The sequence below is a fragment of the Streptomyces sp. NPDC018947 genome (genome assembly GCF_044390505.1).
Lineage (GTDB): Bacteria > Actinomycetota > Actinomycetes > Streptomycetales > Streptomycetaceae > Streptomyces.
In genome coordinates, this window is sequence record NZ_JBIRZD010000002.1 from 407,558 (window position 1) to 422,492 (window position 14,935).

General features: G+C 74.0%; 17 protein-coding genes and 1 pseudogene. 10 read left to right on the plus strand and 8 right to left on the minus strand.

The genetic code is table 11. From position 1 onward, the window contains the following. Window positions 1–4: 4 nt before the first annotated feature. The 4 genes from ACH499_RS06460 to ACH499_RS06475 all read left to right on the plus strand — a co-directional run bounded on the left by ACH499_RS06460 (window position 5) and on the right by ACH499_RS06475 (window position 2,831). Window positions 5–433 carry a heme-binding protein gene (locus ACH499_RS06460; protein ID WP_356204890.1) on the plus strand — a complete coding sequence of 143 codons (429 nt, stop codon included), beginning with the start codon at window positions 5–7 and terminating at the stop codon, window positions 431–433. Beyond that, complete coding sequence (locus tag ACH499_RS06465) at window positions 433–789, plus strand: nuclear transport factor 2 family protein (RefSeq protein WP_399014099.1); 357 nt, start codon at window positions 433–435, stop codon at window positions 787–789. Before ACH499_RS06460 ends, ACH499_RS06465 begins: the two co-directional genes overlap by 1 nt. A 15-nt stretch (window positions 790–804) precedes the next feature. Beyond that, window positions 805–1,635: an aldo/keto reductase gene (locus ACH499_RS06470; protein WP_399014100.1), complete on the plus strand. Its 831-nt coding sequence runs from the start codon at window positions 805–807 to the stop codon at window positions 1,633–1,635. Window positions 1,636–1,805: 170 nt separating this feature from the next. Further along, window positions 1,806–2,831 carry a TIGR03571 family LLM class oxidoreductase gene (locus ACH499_RS06475; RefSeq protein ID WP_399014101.1) on the plus strand — a complete coding sequence of 342 codons (1,026 nt, stop codon included), beginning with the start codon at window positions 1,806–1,808 and terminating at the stop codon, window positions 2,829–2,831. Window positions 2,832–2,842: 11 nt separating this feature from the next. On the opposite strand, the gene ACH499_RS06480 is transcribed toward ACH499_RS06475, so the two are convergent. The 3 genes from ACH499_RS06480 to ACH499_RS06490 all read right to left on the minus strand — a co-directional run bounded on the left by ACH499_RS06480 (window position 2,843) and on the right by ACH499_RS06490 (window position 5,530). After that, window positions 2,843–3,940 (minus strand): NAD(P)/FAD-dependent oxidoreductase, encoded by a 1,098-nt coding sequence (locus tag ACH499_RS06480; RefSeq protein ID WP_399014102.1) that lies wholly within the window; start codon window positions 3,938–3,940, stop codon window positions 2,843–2,845. 32 nt (window positions 3,941–3,972) lie between these two features. Beyond that, entirely contained in the window at window positions 3,973–4,278 is a 306-nt protein-coding gene (locus ACH499_RS06485; protein ID WP_399014103.1) for a hypothetical protein, read from the minus strand. Window positions 4,279–4,426: 148 nt separating this feature from the next. Then, entirely contained in the window at window positions 4,427–5,530 is a 1,104-nt protein-coding gene (locus ACH499_RS06490) for an NAD(+)/NADH kinase (RefSeq protein ID WP_399014104.1), read from the minus strand. A 200-nt stretch (window positions 5,531–5,730) separates the two neighbouring features. On the opposite strand from ACH499_RS06490, the gene ACH499_RS06495 reads away from it, so the two are divergent. Together ACH499_RS06495 and ACH499_RS06500 are read left to right on the plus strand one after the other, a co-directional pair. Further along, on the plus strand, window positions 5,731–6,405 hold the full coding sequence (locus ACH499_RS06495) for a hypothetical protein (protein WP_399014105.1): 675 nt from the start codon (window positions 5,731–5,733) through the stop codon (window positions 6,403–6,405). 279 nt (window positions 6,406–6,684) lie between these two features. Next, window positions 6,685–7,356, plus strand: coding sequence for a DsbA family protein (locus tag ACH499_RS06500; protein ID WP_399014106.1), 672 nt, complete (start codon window positions 6,685–6,687; stop codon window positions 7,354–7,356). Between the two features lie 70 nt (window positions 7,357–7,426). Here the strand turns inward: ACH499_RS06500 and ACH499_RS06505 are convergent, their stop codons facing one another. Then, window positions 7,427–7,888, minus strand: a complete 462-nt coding sequence (locus ACH499_RS06505; RefSeq protein ID WP_399014107.1) for a MarR family winged helix-turn-helix transcriptional regulator — start codon at window positions 7,886–7,888, stop codon at window positions 7,427–7,429. 67 nt (window positions 7,889–7,955) lie between these two features. On the opposite strand from ACH499_RS06505, the gene ACH499_RS06510 reads away from it, so the two are divergent. Further along, the gene (locus tag ACH499_RS06510) at window positions 7,956–8,783 is read left to right on the plus strand and encodes an alpha/beta fold hydrolase (RefSeq protein ID WP_399014108.1); all 828 of its coding nucleotides are present in this window, start codon (window positions 7,956–7,958) and stop codon (window positions 8,781–8,783) included. Between the two features lie 40 nt (window positions 8,784–8,823). On the opposite strand, the gene ACH499_RS06515 is transcribed toward ACH499_RS06510, so the two are convergent. From ACH499_RS06515 to ACH499_RS06525, 3 genes and pseudogenes are all read right to left on the minus strand, one after another. Next, window positions 8,824–9,720 (minus strand): RNA polymerase sigma-70 factor, encoded by an 897-nt coding sequence (locus ACH499_RS06515; protein WP_399014109.1) that lies wholly within the window; start codon window positions 9,718–9,720, stop codon window positions 8,824–8,826. 146 nt (window positions 9,721–9,866) lie between these two features. Then, window positions 9,867–10,163: pseudogene (locus ACH499_RS06520) on the minus strand (FAD-dependent oxidoreductase); the annotation flags it as partial. Between the two features lie 246 nt (window positions 10,164–10,409). Then, a complete protein-coding gene (locus ACH499_RS06525; RefSeq protein ID WP_399014110.1) occupies window positions 10,410–10,757 on the minus strand; it encodes a MerR family transcriptional regulator in 348 nt (115 codons plus the stop codon). A gap of 594 nt (window positions 10,758–11,351) precedes the next feature. Between ACH499_RS06525 and ACH499_RS06530 the strand changes: the two genes are divergently transcribed. Together ACH499_RS06530 and ACH499_RS06535 are read left to right on the plus strand one after the other, a co-directional pair. Next, window positions 11,352–12,092 (plus strand): MerR family transcriptional regulator, encoded by a 741-nt coding sequence (locus tag ACH499_RS06530; RefSeq protein WP_399014111.1) that lies wholly within the window; start codon window positions 11,352–11,354, stop codon window positions 12,090–12,092. Further along, window positions 12,089–12,934, plus strand: coding sequence for a hypothetical protein (locus ACH499_RS06535; RefSeq protein WP_399014112.1), 846 nt, complete (start codon window positions 12,089–12,091; stop codon window positions 12,932–12,934). Before ACH499_RS06530 ends, ACH499_RS06535 begins: the two co-directional genes overlap by 4 nt. A gap of 51 nt (window positions 12,935–12,985) precedes the next feature. On the opposite strand, the gene ACH499_RS06540 is transcribed toward ACH499_RS06535, so the two are convergent. Beyond that, window positions 12,986–13,582: a CGNR zinc finger domain-containing protein gene (locus ACH499_RS06540; RefSeq protein ID WP_399014113.1), complete on the minus strand. Its 597-nt coding sequence runs from the start codon at window positions 13,580–13,582 to the stop codon at window positions 12,986–12,988. A 38-nt stretch (window positions 13,583–13,620) separates the two neighbouring features. Between ACH499_RS06540 and ACH499_RS06545 the strand changes: the two genes are divergently transcribed. After that, window positions 13,621–14,826 carry an MFS transporter gene (locus ACH499_RS06545; protein ID WP_399014114.1) on the plus strand — a complete coding sequence of 402 codons (1,206 nt, stop codon included), beginning with the start codon at window positions 13,621–13,623 and terminating at the stop codon, window positions 14,824–14,826. Window positions 14,827–14,935: the final 109 nt, after the last annotated feature.

Here is a 14,935-nt window from a genome sequence, read left to right on the forward strand (position 1 = left end):
TCTCATGAGCACCACGACCGCCACCGCCGTCGCGCCACTGACCACCGACGAGGCCGAGACCCTCGTCGCGGCCGCCCGCACCGCCGCCGAAGCCGCCGGGGTCACCGTCAGCGTCACCGTCCTCGACGCCGGCGGCCACCTCCTCGCCTTCCGCCGCGACGACCGCGCCGTCCTCATCTCCGGCGAGACCAGCACGCGCAAGGCCTACACCGCCCTCCAGCTCGACGCCCCCACCGCCGGCCTCGCCGACCTCGTCAAGCCCGACGGCCCCTTCCACACCCTCCCCACCGCCCTCGACCGGCCCCTCCTGTTCATCGCCGGCGGACTCCCCCTCCACCGCGACGGGCGCCTCGTCGGCGCGATCGGCGTCGGCGGCGGCACACCCGACCAGGACCACGGCTTCGCCGCCACCGCTGTCGAGGAGCTGTCCTGATGTCCCGTACCCCGCGGGAGGTCTTCGCCGACCACGGCGAGCGCCTGGGTACCGGTGATCTCGATCTGATCAGCCGGAACTACACCGAGGACGCCGTCTTCGTCACCCCCGAGGGCGTCCTGACCGGACGGGCCGGCGTCCGGGAGGGGATCGGCCGCCTGCTGGCCGACCTGCCCGACGCCGACTGGAGGCTGACTCCGCGGTTCGCCGGGAACGTGCTGTTCCTGCAGTGGACCGCCACCACCGCCGCCCACGAGGTCACCGACGGCGTCGACACCTTCGTCTTCCGGAACGGACTCGTCAGCGCCCAGACCGTCCGTTACACCCTCACCCCCCGTACGACCCCTACCGTCTGAAAGGCGACACGCACCATGGCACCGTCCACCATCCCCACCGTCACCCTCAACAACGGCGTCGAGATCCCGCAGCTCGGCTTCGGCGTCTTCCAGGTCCCCGACGCGGAGACGACCGCCGCGGTGAGCGCCGCCCTGGAGGCCGGCTACCGCAGCATCGACACCGCCGCGATCTACGGCAACGAGACCGGTGTCGGCCGGGCCCTCGCGGACTCCGGGATCGCCCGCGGCGACCTGTTCGTCACCACGAAGCTGTGGAACTCCGATCAGGGCTATGACGCCACGCTGGAGGCGTTCGACGCGAGCCTGGCCAAGCTGGGCCTGGACTACGTCGACCTGTACCTGATCCACTGGCCGACGCCCGCCCGCGACCTGTACCGAGAGTCCTGGAAGGCCATCGAGAAGCTCCTCGCCGACGGCCGGATCCGCGCCGCGGGCGTGTCGAACTTCCAGACCGCGCACCTCGAGCGCCTCATCGCCGGCTCCGATCTGGTCCCGGCGGTCAACCAGGTCGAGCTGCACCCCGGTCTCCAGCAGAGCGAGCTGCGCGCCGCGCACGCCCGGCTCGGCATCGCCACCGAGGCGTGGAGCCCGCTGGCGCAGGGCGCCGTCCTCGAGGACGAGGCGATCACCACGATCGCGGCCCGGCACGGCAAGTCGCCCGCGCAGGTCGTCCTGCGCTGGCACCTCCAGCTCGGCAACGTCGTCATCCCCAAGTCGGTGACGCCCGCCCGCATCCGCGAGAACCTCGACGTCTTCGATTTCGCCCTCACCGACGACGAGATGACCGCGATCGCCGGGCTCGACCGCGACCTGCGCACGGGCCCGCACCCCGACGAGCTCAACTGACCCGGCTCCCTCCGGCCGGCCCGGGCGGGGCGGCGCCTCTTCGCGCCGCCCCGCCGGGTCGCTCCGGCTCGCGCGGGCGCGGACGGCAGGCCCCGTCCGCGCGAGCCGCCCACGACCGGCCGCACCCCGCACCGCTCCCCCGTCGCCACGACGCTGAAAGGCCCCCCGGCATGTCCCCCACCCCCACCGCCCTGGACCGGCTCGTGAACCCCGCGGGCCTGCCGACCCTGGGTCTCGAACTGCCCCTCGACAACGACTGGGGCGCCACCCGGCTGCGTGCCGACCAGGCTGCCGGCAAGCCCTTCGGCGTCCCCGACCTGACCCGGCACACCGAACTGGCCGGCCTCGCCGACACGTCGGGTTTCGCGGGCCTGTGGGTGCGGGACGTGCCGCTCTACGACCCCGAGCAGTTCGGCGACGCCGGCTCCGTCTTCGAGACCTTCACCCACCTCGAGCACCTGGCCGCCGTGACCCGGCGGGTTGTGCTCGGCACCGCGGCCGTCGTGCTGCCCCTGCGGCGTCCGATGCTGGTCGCCAAGGCCGCGGCCACCGTCGACGTCCTGTCCGGCGGCCGGTTCGTCCTCGGTCTGGCCAGCGGGGACCGGCCCGTCGAGTACCCCCTGTTCGGGGAGGACTTCCACGCCCGCGGCGACCTCTTCCGCCGGGGAGTGGAGACGCTGCGCGCCGCCTGGGCCCGGCATGCCGACGGCGCGGGCATGGAACTGCCCGACCTCGGTCTCGGGGCCGAACGCCGTCTCGACGTCCTGCCCAAGCCGACCGGCCCGACCGTGCCGATCGCCGTCGCGGGACACGCCCGGCAGTCGGCCGAGTGGATCGCCCGCAACGCGGACGCCTCGCTCAACTACCCGCGCCCGCTGGGGGCGCTGCACCTCACGACACGGGAGTGGCGGGAGCTGACCGGCGACGACCCCAAGCCGTACCTGACGCCCATGCAACTGGACCTCACCCGGGATCCGGCGACGCCCGCGACCCCGATCCGGCTCGGCCTGCGCACCGGGAGCCTCGCCCTCGTCGAGCATCTGCGCGCGATGGGTGAACTCGGCGTCGCCCACGTCTCGTTCAATCTCCGCCCGGGCGACCGGCCCGTCGAGGAGGTCCTCCACGAGCTCGCCGAGACGGTTCTGCCCCACTTCCCCTCCCCGGGCACGGGTGCGGCCGGCGTGCTCGCCCCCTGAGGAGAACCGATTCAGCGCAGCGGGTCGTACGACGACAGGTCGATCCCCGCGTCCGTCCGCCGGGCGAGACGGGCCGCGATCGAGCCGGCGTACGGACCGACCGTGAGCCCGGACGCGCCCAGACCGTTGACGACGACCAGCCCGTCGATCTCCGGCAGCGCCCCGAGCGACGGCCGGATGTCGGGGCCGACCGGGCGGAAGCCGACACGGGTCTCCACGTGGGTGGCGCCGGCCAGTCCGGGAGCCACCGACAGGGCTTCGGCGAGCACCTCCGCCAGTCCCGCCGCGGTCACCCGGTGGTCGAAGCCGGCGTCGTCCTCACGCGTCGCCCCGATCACGACCCGTGAGTCGTCGAAGGCGACAAGGTAGTGGTGCGACTCGGGCAGCACCACGGGCCAGTCCGTGGTCCGCGTCCCCGGCAGCCGCAGGTGCACGATCTGGCCGCGCTGGGGCGCGACGCGCACCCGGACGCCGAGCGGTTCGAGCAGGCGCGGCGACCAGACGCCGGCCGCCGCGATCACGGAGTCCGCGCCGACGAACTCGTCCCCGACCCGTACGCCGCGCACGGCACCGTCGGCGACGATCGCGGCCGTTCCTTCCGTCAGCCGTGCCCCGTGCCGGACCGCGGCGCGGATCATCGCGTCACGGACCGAGCGGCCGTCCAGGCGTGCCGCTCCCGGGATGTGGATCGCCGGACCGTCGTGCGCGAGGGGCGGGAAGAGGTCACGGGCCCGGCGAGCGCCGACGAGCTCCACCTCGCCCGCCGACGGGGACTTCGCGGCACGCTCGGCCACGCGCCGCAGCCTTTCGGCGGACTCGGCCTCGCCGACCAGACGCAGGGCGCCGACCCGCCGATACCCGAGGTCGCTCTCGCCGTCGGCGGCCAGTGCCGCCAGCAGTTCCTGGTAGTGCTCGGCTCCGGCGACCGCGATCCGGTACCAGTCCTCGTCGTCCGTCCGGGACGACCACGGGCAGACGATGCCCGCTCCGGCCGATGTCGCGCGGCCGGGCACCCGCGAGTCCACCATGACCACGTCCACGCCGTCGCGGGCCAGGTCATAGCCCGCTGCCGCACCGGCGATCCCGCAGCCGACGACGACTACACGCATCTTCCGCTCCTGCTCGCTCGACCGACGTGCTGTCACCTGCCGGTGCCCATCATGGCCGCATCCCGCCCGGCGCAGTAGCGGGCCTCCGGCCCCGGGGTCCCGCTACGAGCCCGGTCGTGGCCGGGTGCGCCACCGGACGCGCGTGTCCGCTCCGCCGCGACCACTCGCGCCCGGGCGGCTCCCGCCGACGGGTCCGGTGTTCCCTCCCGCCCGCTGCACCGCCGCCTTCGTCCCGCCCGCGGTCGCGGGCTCGTGTGCCCGTCGCCGATCTCGTCGAGTTCGCGGTCCCGGTGGTCGGGGGCGAAGGCGATGGCGGCCATCGCGATCAGCGTGGTCACGATTCTCCTACGGCGTCTTCGTCCGCACCCGGTCTGTCGAACGGTGCGTCACCCCGGACGGGAAGGATGTCGTGCTGCGGGGAGGGCCCGCCCGCCGTCACCGTGCGCTGACGACCGCCGGAAGCCGTGCGTCGCCGCGCCGGAGCGGTCAGGCCGTGCCGTCGGCCCGCCGTACGGCGGCGGGAAGGCGTCTGCCGTCCTCCAGGGTGGGCAGGTTCAGGTGCTCCAGGTCGTGCGGCGGCGGGGCCGTCAGCGGCCAGACCGCGGGCACGTCGTCGTCGGAGGCCGTGGCCGGGGCGTCGGTCAGCCGCAGCCGCCGGCGCAGGCGGCCGTAGAAGTCGGTCGGCCCGAGGCGCACCGCCCGCAACCGGCTCGGCGCGGCATAGACGCCGATCCAGTCACCGGGGCCCAGCACACCGCGGAGCTGGCCGTCCACGCTGACCGCGGCGCTCCCGGAACTCGGCAGGAGACGTATGCCGATGGGCTCGTCCGGCGCGGCGAGGACCGAGCGGTCGAAGACCATGTGCGCCGCGACGGGCGTGAAGACGAGGGCTTCCGCGCGGGGCGACACCACGGGGCCGCCCGCCGCGAAGCTGTACGCGGTCGAGCCCGTCGGTGTCGCCACCAGCAGCGCGTCCCCGGCGTAGCAGGCGAGCAGCCTCCCGGCGAAGTAGACGGCCGCGGCGACCCGGCCGTCCCGGGCGAGCTTCTCCACGACGACCTCGTTCAGCCCGAGCACATCGAGCGCCACTCCCCAGCCGCCCCCGGTCTCGCATCCGGGACGCACCTGCGGCGGGGGGAGGGAGGGCCTGCGACCGTGCCGCAGCAGCGGCCCCAGTTCCTCGGGCAGCGAGAGCGGCCTGGAGGCGCGCATGGTGAGCAGCATGCGCGCCTCGACGGTGACACGGGATTCCCGGACGGCGTCCAGAGCCTCGAGCACGTCGTGTGCGGGCACCTCGGTGAGGAAGCCGACGTGACCGAAGTCGATGCCCAGCAGCTGGGAGCCGTGGTGCGACGCGAGACGCGCCCCGCGCAGGAACGTCCCGTCACCGCCCAGGGTGACGATGAGGTCCGGGTTCCCGGCCGCGGCCATCTCCTCGCGGGCGCTGCGCCGCCGTTCCCCCGCGTCCCACACGTCGATCTCGGTGCACCGGACACGGTGGTCGTCGCACCAGGCCCGTACCGATCGCGAGGCCTGCACTGCTTCCGGTCGTCCCTTGTGGACGACCAGACCGACGCTGTCGACCGCCATAGCACCTTCTTCCCGGGCCCGGGGCGGTGGGGTTCCCCTCCAGGATGCGCACCGCCCGGCGGTCCCGGCCACTCGCACGGCGCCGGGGCGTTCGCAGGGGGCGACCCGGCGGAAAGGCCGCTCACGGCGGTTGAGTACGCTTCGGGCCACGATCGATGACGTACGGGGCGCCGCCACCCCGAGTACCGAAGGACCGCCCCATGCGACCGCTCTCCGTCACCGGCTCCGCCTCCCCGGCGTCCGGTGCGCTGCGCGGCCTGCGGGCCGGGGTGCTGGCCGTGCTGTGCGTCCTGCTGCCGCTGGCGGGGCACGCGCTGAACCAGTGCCACGCGCCGCGGTGGGTCGTCGCCGCCGCCGTCGCCGGGGTGGCGGTGCCCGGCGCGGCTCTGCTGACCCGCCGGCGGCTCACCGACACCCAGGTGGCCGGTGTCCTCCTGGCCGCGCAGATCGCCTCGCATCTCGCCTATTCGCTGCCCGGTGCCTGCCGGGCGATGACGGACGGGCGGGAGCCGCCGCTCGGTCTGTCCGCCGTGGCCGAGCACGGCACCGACGGCGGACCACCGGCCGGTGTGCTGGTGGCCGGGCATCTGATCACCGTGTTCCTCGCCGCCCGTCTGCTCGGGGTCACCGAGCGGCTGCTGTGGCAGAGCAAGTCCCTGCCGGCCGTCGTGCGCGGGCTGCTGCTGTTCGCCTGGGCCGTGCTCGGCCGCCGGGAGCACGGCACCGGGCCACGGGGCGCCGCCCATGTGAGCGCGTCGCCGTTGCGTTCCGCCGTCCTGGCCCGCCGCGGGGAAGGCCGTGCGCCGCCTTCGGCCCGGTGCGCACGCTTCGCGTCCTTCCGTCCGCTGCCGATCGGCGGCCCGGTCCTGCCCTGACGGCCGCGACACGGGAGCCGACCGGTGGACCGGTCCCCCTCTCCCGGCAGTTTCGCGCCGCCGGGGGACCACGGAAGGTCCCGCACGTGCCTGCCGACAACCGGCGCGCCGCCCGTGCCCCCGCCGCCGTCGCCGCACTTCGGAGTGTCGGCGGGACCGGTTCACGCACCCCGCGGCCGGCTGCGCCCGCGGTGACTCGCCGCCCCCGACACCCCTGGTCGGCCTCCCCGCCCGTGACCGGCGCAATGGCCGCGACCAAGACCGGAAGAAGGAAACCTGATGAAGAAGCTGACCAAGCATCTGATCGTCGCGGCCGTCCTCGTGGCAGGCTTCGCCGCCGCGCTCGGCTCGTACCTGCTGCTCTCCCCCGGCACCGAACGCGGCGACGGCGGCAGCGACGTCCGGCCCGCCGCCGGGGCCGTGCCGGTACGGGAGTCCAGTCACCGGCTCACCGATCCGGCCGACAGCGAACTGACCCTGGTGGAGTTCCTGGACTTCGAATGCGAGGCGTGCGGCGCGTACTTCCCGGTCGTCGAGAAACTGCGCGCGGAGTACGGCGACCGGGTCACCTTCGTCGCCCGCTACTTCCCCATGCCCGGCCACCGCAACGGCGAACTCGCCGCCCGCACCGTGGAGTCCGCGGCCCGGCAGGGCAGGTTCGAGGAGATGTACGCCAAGCTCTTCACCACCCAGAAGGAGTGGGGCGAGGCCCGGGATTCCAAGGAGGACGTCTTCCGCGGCTACGCCGGGGAACTGGGCCTGGACATGGGAAGGTTCGACGCGGATCTGACCGACCCGGAAACCGCCGGACGCGTCCAGGAGGACCAGCGCGACGGACTCGGACTGGGCGTCCAGGGCACCCCCACGTTCTTCCTCGACGGCCGCAAGATCCCCAACCCCGCCTCCTACGAGCAGTTCAAGGCGCTCATCGAGGAACGTCTGGCCGACTGACCCGGTCCCGCGGAGGGCGATGACAAGGGAAGGCGAGGGGGAGGCGGTGCACCGGCGCGTCGGCGTCCTGTCATGACGCTTCCCCACGCGCCCGGGGGACGGACTCCAGTACCGAGGTCAGAAAGCGGCGCACCGTCTCCAACTCCCCCGGGTCGAAGCCTTCCGCGACGCCCACCACCTCGCCGATCACCGGCCCGAAGAAGGACCATCCGAGTTCCACGGCCTTCTCCTCCACCTCCAGCAGTACCCGGCGCCGGTCCGCCGTGTCCCTGCTGCGCCGGACCAGCCCCAGCCGCTCCAGCCGGTCCACCAGGGCAGTGGTCCCGGCCGAGTTCAGGCGCAGTTGTTCACCGAGCCGGCCCGGCGTGGTACGTGCGCCGGTCCGCTCGGCGTCCAGCAGGTGGATCAGCGCGCGCACATCGGTGGGATGCAGCCCGTGGCGCGCGGCGAACTCGGCGCCGAGCAGGTCGAACTCCACCGTCACCGCGCGCAGCAGGTGAACCAGACCCATCTCCAGGCTCTGATGGTCCATGCACACGTCCCCGTTCCCTCGTATTATCTCGCTCATCGAGATTATCGCTGAGCGAGAGGACAACCTCGTGCCCCTGTCCGCCTTCGATCACGCCTACGACGAACTCCGGGCCCGCTGGCCGCAGTCCACCGAGGAACGCGACATCGCCACACCGTACGGGCGGACCCGGGTCCATGTGCACGGTCCCGCGGACGGCAGCCCGCTGGTCCTGCTGCCGGGCGGCTCGGCCACCGGGCTGGTCTGGTTCGCCAACGCGGCGGCCCTGGGGGCGCGTCACCGGGTCCACGCGGTGGACCTGATGGGCGACGCCGGACGGACGGAACGCCGGGGCAGGCCGTTGAGGAACGCCGACGACCTCATGGCCTGGCTGGACGCGGTGCTGGACGGGCTCGGGCTCGACCACACGCACCTGTGCGGCCACTCGTACGGCGGCTGGCTGGCCGTCAGGTACGCGCTGCACGCACCGCAGCGGGTCGACCGTCTGGCCCTCGTCGATCCCACCCAGGTCTTCGCCGGGTTCCGTCCCGGATATCTGCTGCGCGCGCTGCCCCACCTGATCCGCCCGAGCGAGGCCCGCACCCGTGCCTTCCTGGCCTGGGAGACGGCGGGCACCCACCCGGACGAGACCTGGCAGCGCCTGTACGCGCTGGCCGCCACGGTGCCCGGTCGCAAGATCGTCGCCGGCGGCCGCCCCGGGGTCGCCGGTCTGCGCATGCCGGTGCTGGTGGTGCTCGCGGAACGCAGCCGCACCCACGATGCCGTCAAGGTCGCCGGCCTGGCCCGCCGTACGCTCCCGCACGGCGAGGTCGCCCTGCTCCCCGGAGCCACCCACCACTCCCTGCCCCTCACCGAGCCGAAGCAGTTGAACGACCGGCTGCTGGACTTCCTCGGCTGACGGAGCCCGCGTTTCTCCGGGTGAGCGGCGGGCTCTCCGTTCACCTCAGTGTGAGCCGGGTCTCGGATGCGACGTGGGTCAGTTTCGCGGGGTTGCGGACGTAGTAGAGGCCGCTGATGCGGGAGTTCTCCACGCGGACCGCCATGACGCCGTCGATCTCGCCGTCCAGGCGCACGACGAGCGCGGGGCTGCCGTTGACCACGGCGGGCTCGGTGGTGAGCCTGGGCCCGCGTTTGCGGGTGCCGCCGATGAGGTAGCGGGCGGCCTTCTCGGCTCCGAGGACCGGGTGCAGCGCGGCCTGCTTGACTCCGCCGCCGTCGGCCATGAACACGATGTCGGGGGCGAGGACGTCGAGTACGCCCTGCAGGTCGCCGCTCTCGATCGCGCGCCGGAACGACTCCAGGGCCGCCCGGGTCTCGTTCTGGCTGACCGTCTTGCGGGGGCGACGGGCGTCGACGTGCCGGCGGGCGCGGTGGGCGATCTGCCGGACGGCCGCGGGGCTCTTGTCGACGGCGGCCGCGATCTCGTCGTAGTCCACGCCGAAGGCCTCGCGCAGCACGAAGACGGCCCGCTCGGTCGGCGACAGCGTCTCGAGGACGAGCATGAGCGCCATCGACACGCTCTCGGCCAGTTCGACGTCCTCCGCCACGTCCGGCGCGGTGAGCATCGGCTCGGGCAGCCAGGAGCCCACGTAGGTCTCCTTGCGGCGGGCCATGGTGCGCAGCCGGTTGAGGGACTGGCGGGTCGTGATCCTGACCAGGTAGGCGCGCACATCGCGGACCTGCGCCAGGTCGACGTTCACCCAGCGCAGCCAGGCCTCCTGGAGTATGTCCTCGGCGTCGGCCGCCGATCCGAGCATCTCGTAGGCGACGGTGAACAGCAGATTGCGGTGGGCGACGAAGGCCTCGGTCGCCGGGTCGGTGGTGGGGTCGCTCATGCCCCGATCCTCTCCTGTCCGGCCGCGGCCTGTGCCTCGTTGTGCCCCGCGCGCAGGACCTGGCGGCGCCTGTCGCTCTTCGGCCGGCGGTGCGAACCGGGCTTCTTCGCCTCGTTCACCAGGTGCTTGACGCCGAGGTCGCAGGACTCCGCCAGTTCCGCCGCCGTCTCGATTCCGCTCGGGCCGGCGCCGACCACGGTCACCGCGGTGGTGACGGGCGCGGCGTCGAGAACCGGCCGTACACCTGGGCCCAGGACGTCCCGGTAGGGGACGACCGCGTCGTGGGTGCCGGCCACGCGCTGGTGCAGGCGCAGACGTGCGACGAAGTCCGGGCGCGGGTTGATCACGGTGACCGTCACGTCGTCGCGCCGGGGCAGGCGGTTGGCCGCCATGACGCCGGCGTACCCGCCACCGATCACGACCACCCGGGTGTTCTCGTTCATGGTCTCTCCTTCGCGTTCCTGCGTGCGCCCTGGAGACACCACGGGTCCGTGGGGTGTGACAGCTCGTGAGCCGGATCACAGGGATGACGCGGGTGAGGGCTGCCGGAATCCCGGCGACGGAGCTGTCGCGTCGGGAGCTCGAGCACCTGAGTGCCCCCGGCCCTCCGGGCCGACGAGGAGGCCGGTGAGCGGCCTCCTCGTCGGCCCGGGCGCCTGCGCGACGGTCCGCGCGGGCGCGTCGATCACCTAGGCCGGGGGTTTCGGCTGTCGGCCGGCTGCGTGGGCGGCGCGGAGTTCCTCGTTGATGCGCTGCGCTTCCTCGAGCTGGTCTTCGAGGATGATGATGCGGCAGGCGGCTTCGATGGCGGTGCCGGCGTCGACGAGTTCGCGGGCGCGGGCGGCGATGCGCAACTGGTAGCGGGAGTAACGGCGGTGGCCGCCCTCGGAGCGCAGCGGGGTGATCAGCCGGTGTTCGCCCAGGGCACGCAGGAACGCGGGAGTGGTGCCGAGCATGTCCGCGGCGCGGCCCATGGTGTAGGCGGGGTAGTCGTCGTCATCAAGAGGGGTGGTGGGACGGGTACTGCTAGGGGGCATAGACCTCTTCTTCCGGGAACGCGTCGGGGGGCCCGGACGCCGACCGGCGCCCGGGCCCCGAGCTTTCAACACCATCTTCCGGCTGACGTACGCCGGTTGTCTTCTTCCGCTCTCGTCCGTCCGGGAGGGCGGAGGAGCGGGGATCGCGGCTGCGTGACCGGGGACCACCTTCCAATCCGGGGCCTGCGGTACCCGGGCGGCGTTGCCCACCCGGGCGATCCTGATGGCGTTTGGGCTCCTTTACCTCTTTCGATCAACCTGTCGGGTACTGCTGGGTTACGCGGTACTGCCTGGCGGCCCTGGGGCCGCTCGGCCCGGCAACCAGTGGCGGAACCCTCCGTTTCCGGCTCCGCCACTCCACTGCCGGGCCGCATCCGCTTGCACGGCACCACGTCTTCGCCGTGCCCTTCGACTTCTGGGCTACACCAAAGACACTAGCCCCCACGCGGGGCAATGTCTACTGTGAACACAACAGATTTCCTCCATCCGGGGCACGGTGCCATTGCGCTCTCCCCTGCCCGAGTCCCTGGGGCCCGGCAAGGCGGCCAAGGCCGGGCTTGACCTTGTCGCAGCGGCAGGGTTTCTACTGGCGGCATGCGCATCGGAGAGATCGCCGCGCTCGTCGGAGTCACCTCCCGGGCCGTGCGCCACTACCACCACATCGGCCTGCTGCCCGAGCCGCGGCGGCGGGCCAACGGGTACCGCGTCTACGGCCTCCGGGACGCCGTTCTGCTGGCCCGCATCCGACGTCTGTCCGAGCTGGGCCTCTCCCTGGAGGAAGTACGGGACGTCCTCGCGGACGACGCCGGGCGTGAACTGGCCGAGGTGCTGGAGGAGCTGGACGCCGACCTCGCCCGCCAGGAAAGGGAGATCCAGCGGCGGCGGAGCGTGCTGGCCGGCCTTCTGGCCGGCCCGCTCACGCCGGACGCGCCGCTCTCCCCCGCCCTGGCCGAGCTTCTGGAGGCCGCGCCCGCCACCCCGTCGCCCGCCGCCGCCAAGGACCGCGAACACCTGGCCCTGCTGGACACGGCGGCCGGCGGGGACGCGCTGTACGCGGCCCTACGGCCGCTGGCCGAGGATCCGGCGGTGCTCCCGCTGTACGAACGGCTGGACGTCCTGGCCGGGGCCGAGGCGGACGATCCACGGATCGCGGCGCTGGCACACGACCTGGCCGCCGCCGTGCCGGACGAGGTGCTGGCGGCGATCCCGGAGGCGGGCCCGGTGGTGACGGGCTTCGAGCAGGCACTGCTCGACGACTATCCGCCCGCCCAGGCCGAGGTGGTGCGCCGGGTGATGCGGGAGCTGACCACCCGGATGAGCCGGAGGCGGGCATGAGCACACGGATCGCGCGGGCCGCGGTGTGGGTGGCGCTCCCCAGTGAGGCGGCTGTCCTGGTGTGCGCGGTGGCGGGCGTGCGGGTCCCCGCAGCGGTCCTCGCCGCGGCCGAGGCCCTGGTGGGGACCGTACTCGCCCTGGAGGCCGCCCTGTCGTGGCGGAGGTACGCCGCCCGGCGGCGGGCCGGCGACCGCCGACGGGACGCCGCACGGGAGGCCGTGCGCGCTCTGGTACCGACGGCCGCGCGCCGGCTCGCCGCTCACGAGATCCGGGCCCTGCGCAGCCTCGGACTGTGGGTGCTGAGGCGCCGTCACCAGGTGCCGGACGGGGCGCTGGCGGTCGCGTACACCGGGCCCCAGACGGCCCTGATGTACGGGATGCTGTTCGTCTGTGTCGTCGAGACGGTCCTGCTGGCGCTGGTGATCCCCTGGCCGCTGGTCCACGCGGTCCTGCTCGTCGTGGACGTGTACGGGGTGGTGCTGGTCCTCGCCCTGCACGCGTCCTGCGTGGTCCGGCCGCACGTCGTGGGAACGGACGGCTCGCTGCGCATTCGGTACGGCGCACTGTTCGACCTGCGTGTGCCGGGCTCCGCCGTCGCCGCCGCCCGGGTCGAGCGGCGCTCCGCGGACGGCGGACCGGTGCGTCCGAGCGGGGACGGGCTGCTGGATCTCGCGGTGGGCGGCCAGACCACCGTGACGGTGGAGCTGACACGGCCGGTGGAGTTCGTACGGCCGCTGGGACGGCGGGGCTTCGCACGGACGCTCCGGTTCCACGCCGACGACCCGCGCGCGACGGTCGCCGCGCTCACCCGGGCCCGCACACACCCCTCGCCGTCCGCGTGACGGCCGGGCTTCGGCGCCGCCGTCCCTCGTTCCCGTGGCTCTCGCGCATTCCTACGCGGTCGTGCCGGGCCGCCCGGTGGTGCGGGAGCGCCGGTGGGCCGCGACCCTCTCCCGGGTCGCGCATCTGCGGGAGCAGTAGCGGCGTTCCGGACCGCTGCCCTGGCTGATGAAGACGTACCGGCAGCTCGGTGACGCGCAGATCCTGCCCGGCGGGCGCTGGCGGTCCCAGACGAGGACGGTCAGGGCCATGCAGGACGAGGCGAGGAGCCATGCGTCCCAGTGGGCGTCGTCGTCGCGGTCGAGGTGGGGGTGCCACGGGGTGGTGCCGCCGTGGGACGTCAGGCGGACCTGGCCCGTGTGATCGCGCAGGAGGCGGTTGAGCGTTGCGGCGGCGTCGTCGGCGTGCTCGGCGGCGAAGACCTCCCGCAGCAGGGCGGCGGCCGCGCGCATCCCGGTGATGTCCCGGTCGGTGAGGTCGAGCGGGCCGCTCTCGCCGTGGGCGCGGAGCACGCCGGCGACTTCGGCCGGGTCGGGGCGGTCACCGGAGAGCGCGTTGATCAGGGCGGCGGTCCGCCGGGCCGTGGTCAGTACGGAGTGCCGGGTGGACCAGTCGTCGGTGGTGGAGGACACCCGAGGAATGTAACGCATATTGCCGAGTTTTGAGTTACCCCCGTAACGTCTCGCTGGTGAACACGCGTTACTCACTTCCCTTCTACCTGGCCGGAGCGGTGGCGGCCCGGGCCGGGGACGAGATGTCGGGGCCGGCGTTGATGCTGGCGGGATTCGCGCTGGCCGGCTCGGCGGCCGACGCGTCGGCGCTGCTCGCGGGCATCACGGTGTCCGCCGCGGTCGGGGGGCCCGTGCTCGGGGCGCTGATCGACAGGGCGCGACGGCCGGGGCGCCTGCTGGCCGCTCTTCTCGCCCTGTACGCGGCGGGCCTGGGGGCGGTGCTCGTGGGGCTGGGACGGGTGCCGTTCTCCGTCACGCTGGTGATCGCGGTGCTCACCGGGCTGATGGGGCCGGCCCTGTCGGGCGGGTGGACGGCCCAGTTGCCCCGCGTGGTCCCCGCGGGGCGGCTGCCGCGGGCGAACTCGCTCGACGCCATGACGTTCAGCGCGGCGGGTCTGGCCGGTCCGGCGCTCGCCGGGGGTGTCGCGGAGGCGCTGGGGGCCCCGGCGGCCGTGGTGGCCTCCGTCGCGCTCATCGCCCTGGCACTGCCCGCCGCGTGGTCGCTGCCCGCCCGTTCCGTCCGGGTGCGGCGCGCCCGGGCCACCTCGGTCCTCGGCGACCTCGCCGCCGGTATGCGGGTCGTCCTCGGCAGCGCGCCGCTGGCCCGCGCGACGCTCACCTCGGTCCTCTCGTGTGCCGCCCAGGGGATGCTGACGGCCTGCGTCGCGCTGCTGGGCGAGCGCGTCCTCGGCGGTGCCGGCCGCGGCGCGCTGCTGCTGTCCTGCGCGGCGCTCTCCGCCCTGGTGGCCAACGCCGTCCTCGCCCGGTTTCCGCGGGCGGTCGCTCCCGACACGGTCGTCTGGGCCGGCGCTCTGGTCCAGGCCGTCGCACTGGGCCTGATGACGGCGGGCGGGCCGGCCGTGCTCGTCGTGGCCGTGCTCCTCGCCGGGATCGGTGAAGGCCCCCAACTGGCGGCCCTGTTCGAGGTCCGCCACCGTGAGGCCCCGGAGCATCTGCGCGGCCAGATCTTCACCACCGGCGCCAGCCTGAAGATCACCGGCTTCGCTCTCGGGGCGGCGGTGGCCGGCCCCGTCGCGGCCCGGTCCCTCACGGGCGCCCTCACTCTGGCGGCGAGCGTGGCGGTCCTGGCGGCCCTGGCGTTCCACGCCGTCCCGTCGGCCGCCGGCGGCCCGGCCGACGGGAAGGAACCGTCGAGCCGGTGACGACCGGCGGTGAACGCGGCGGGGGGGGGGGGGGGGGGGGGGGGGGGGCGGGGGGGGGGGGGGGGGGGGGGGGGGGGGGGGGCGGGGGGGGGGGGTGGGGGGGGGGGCT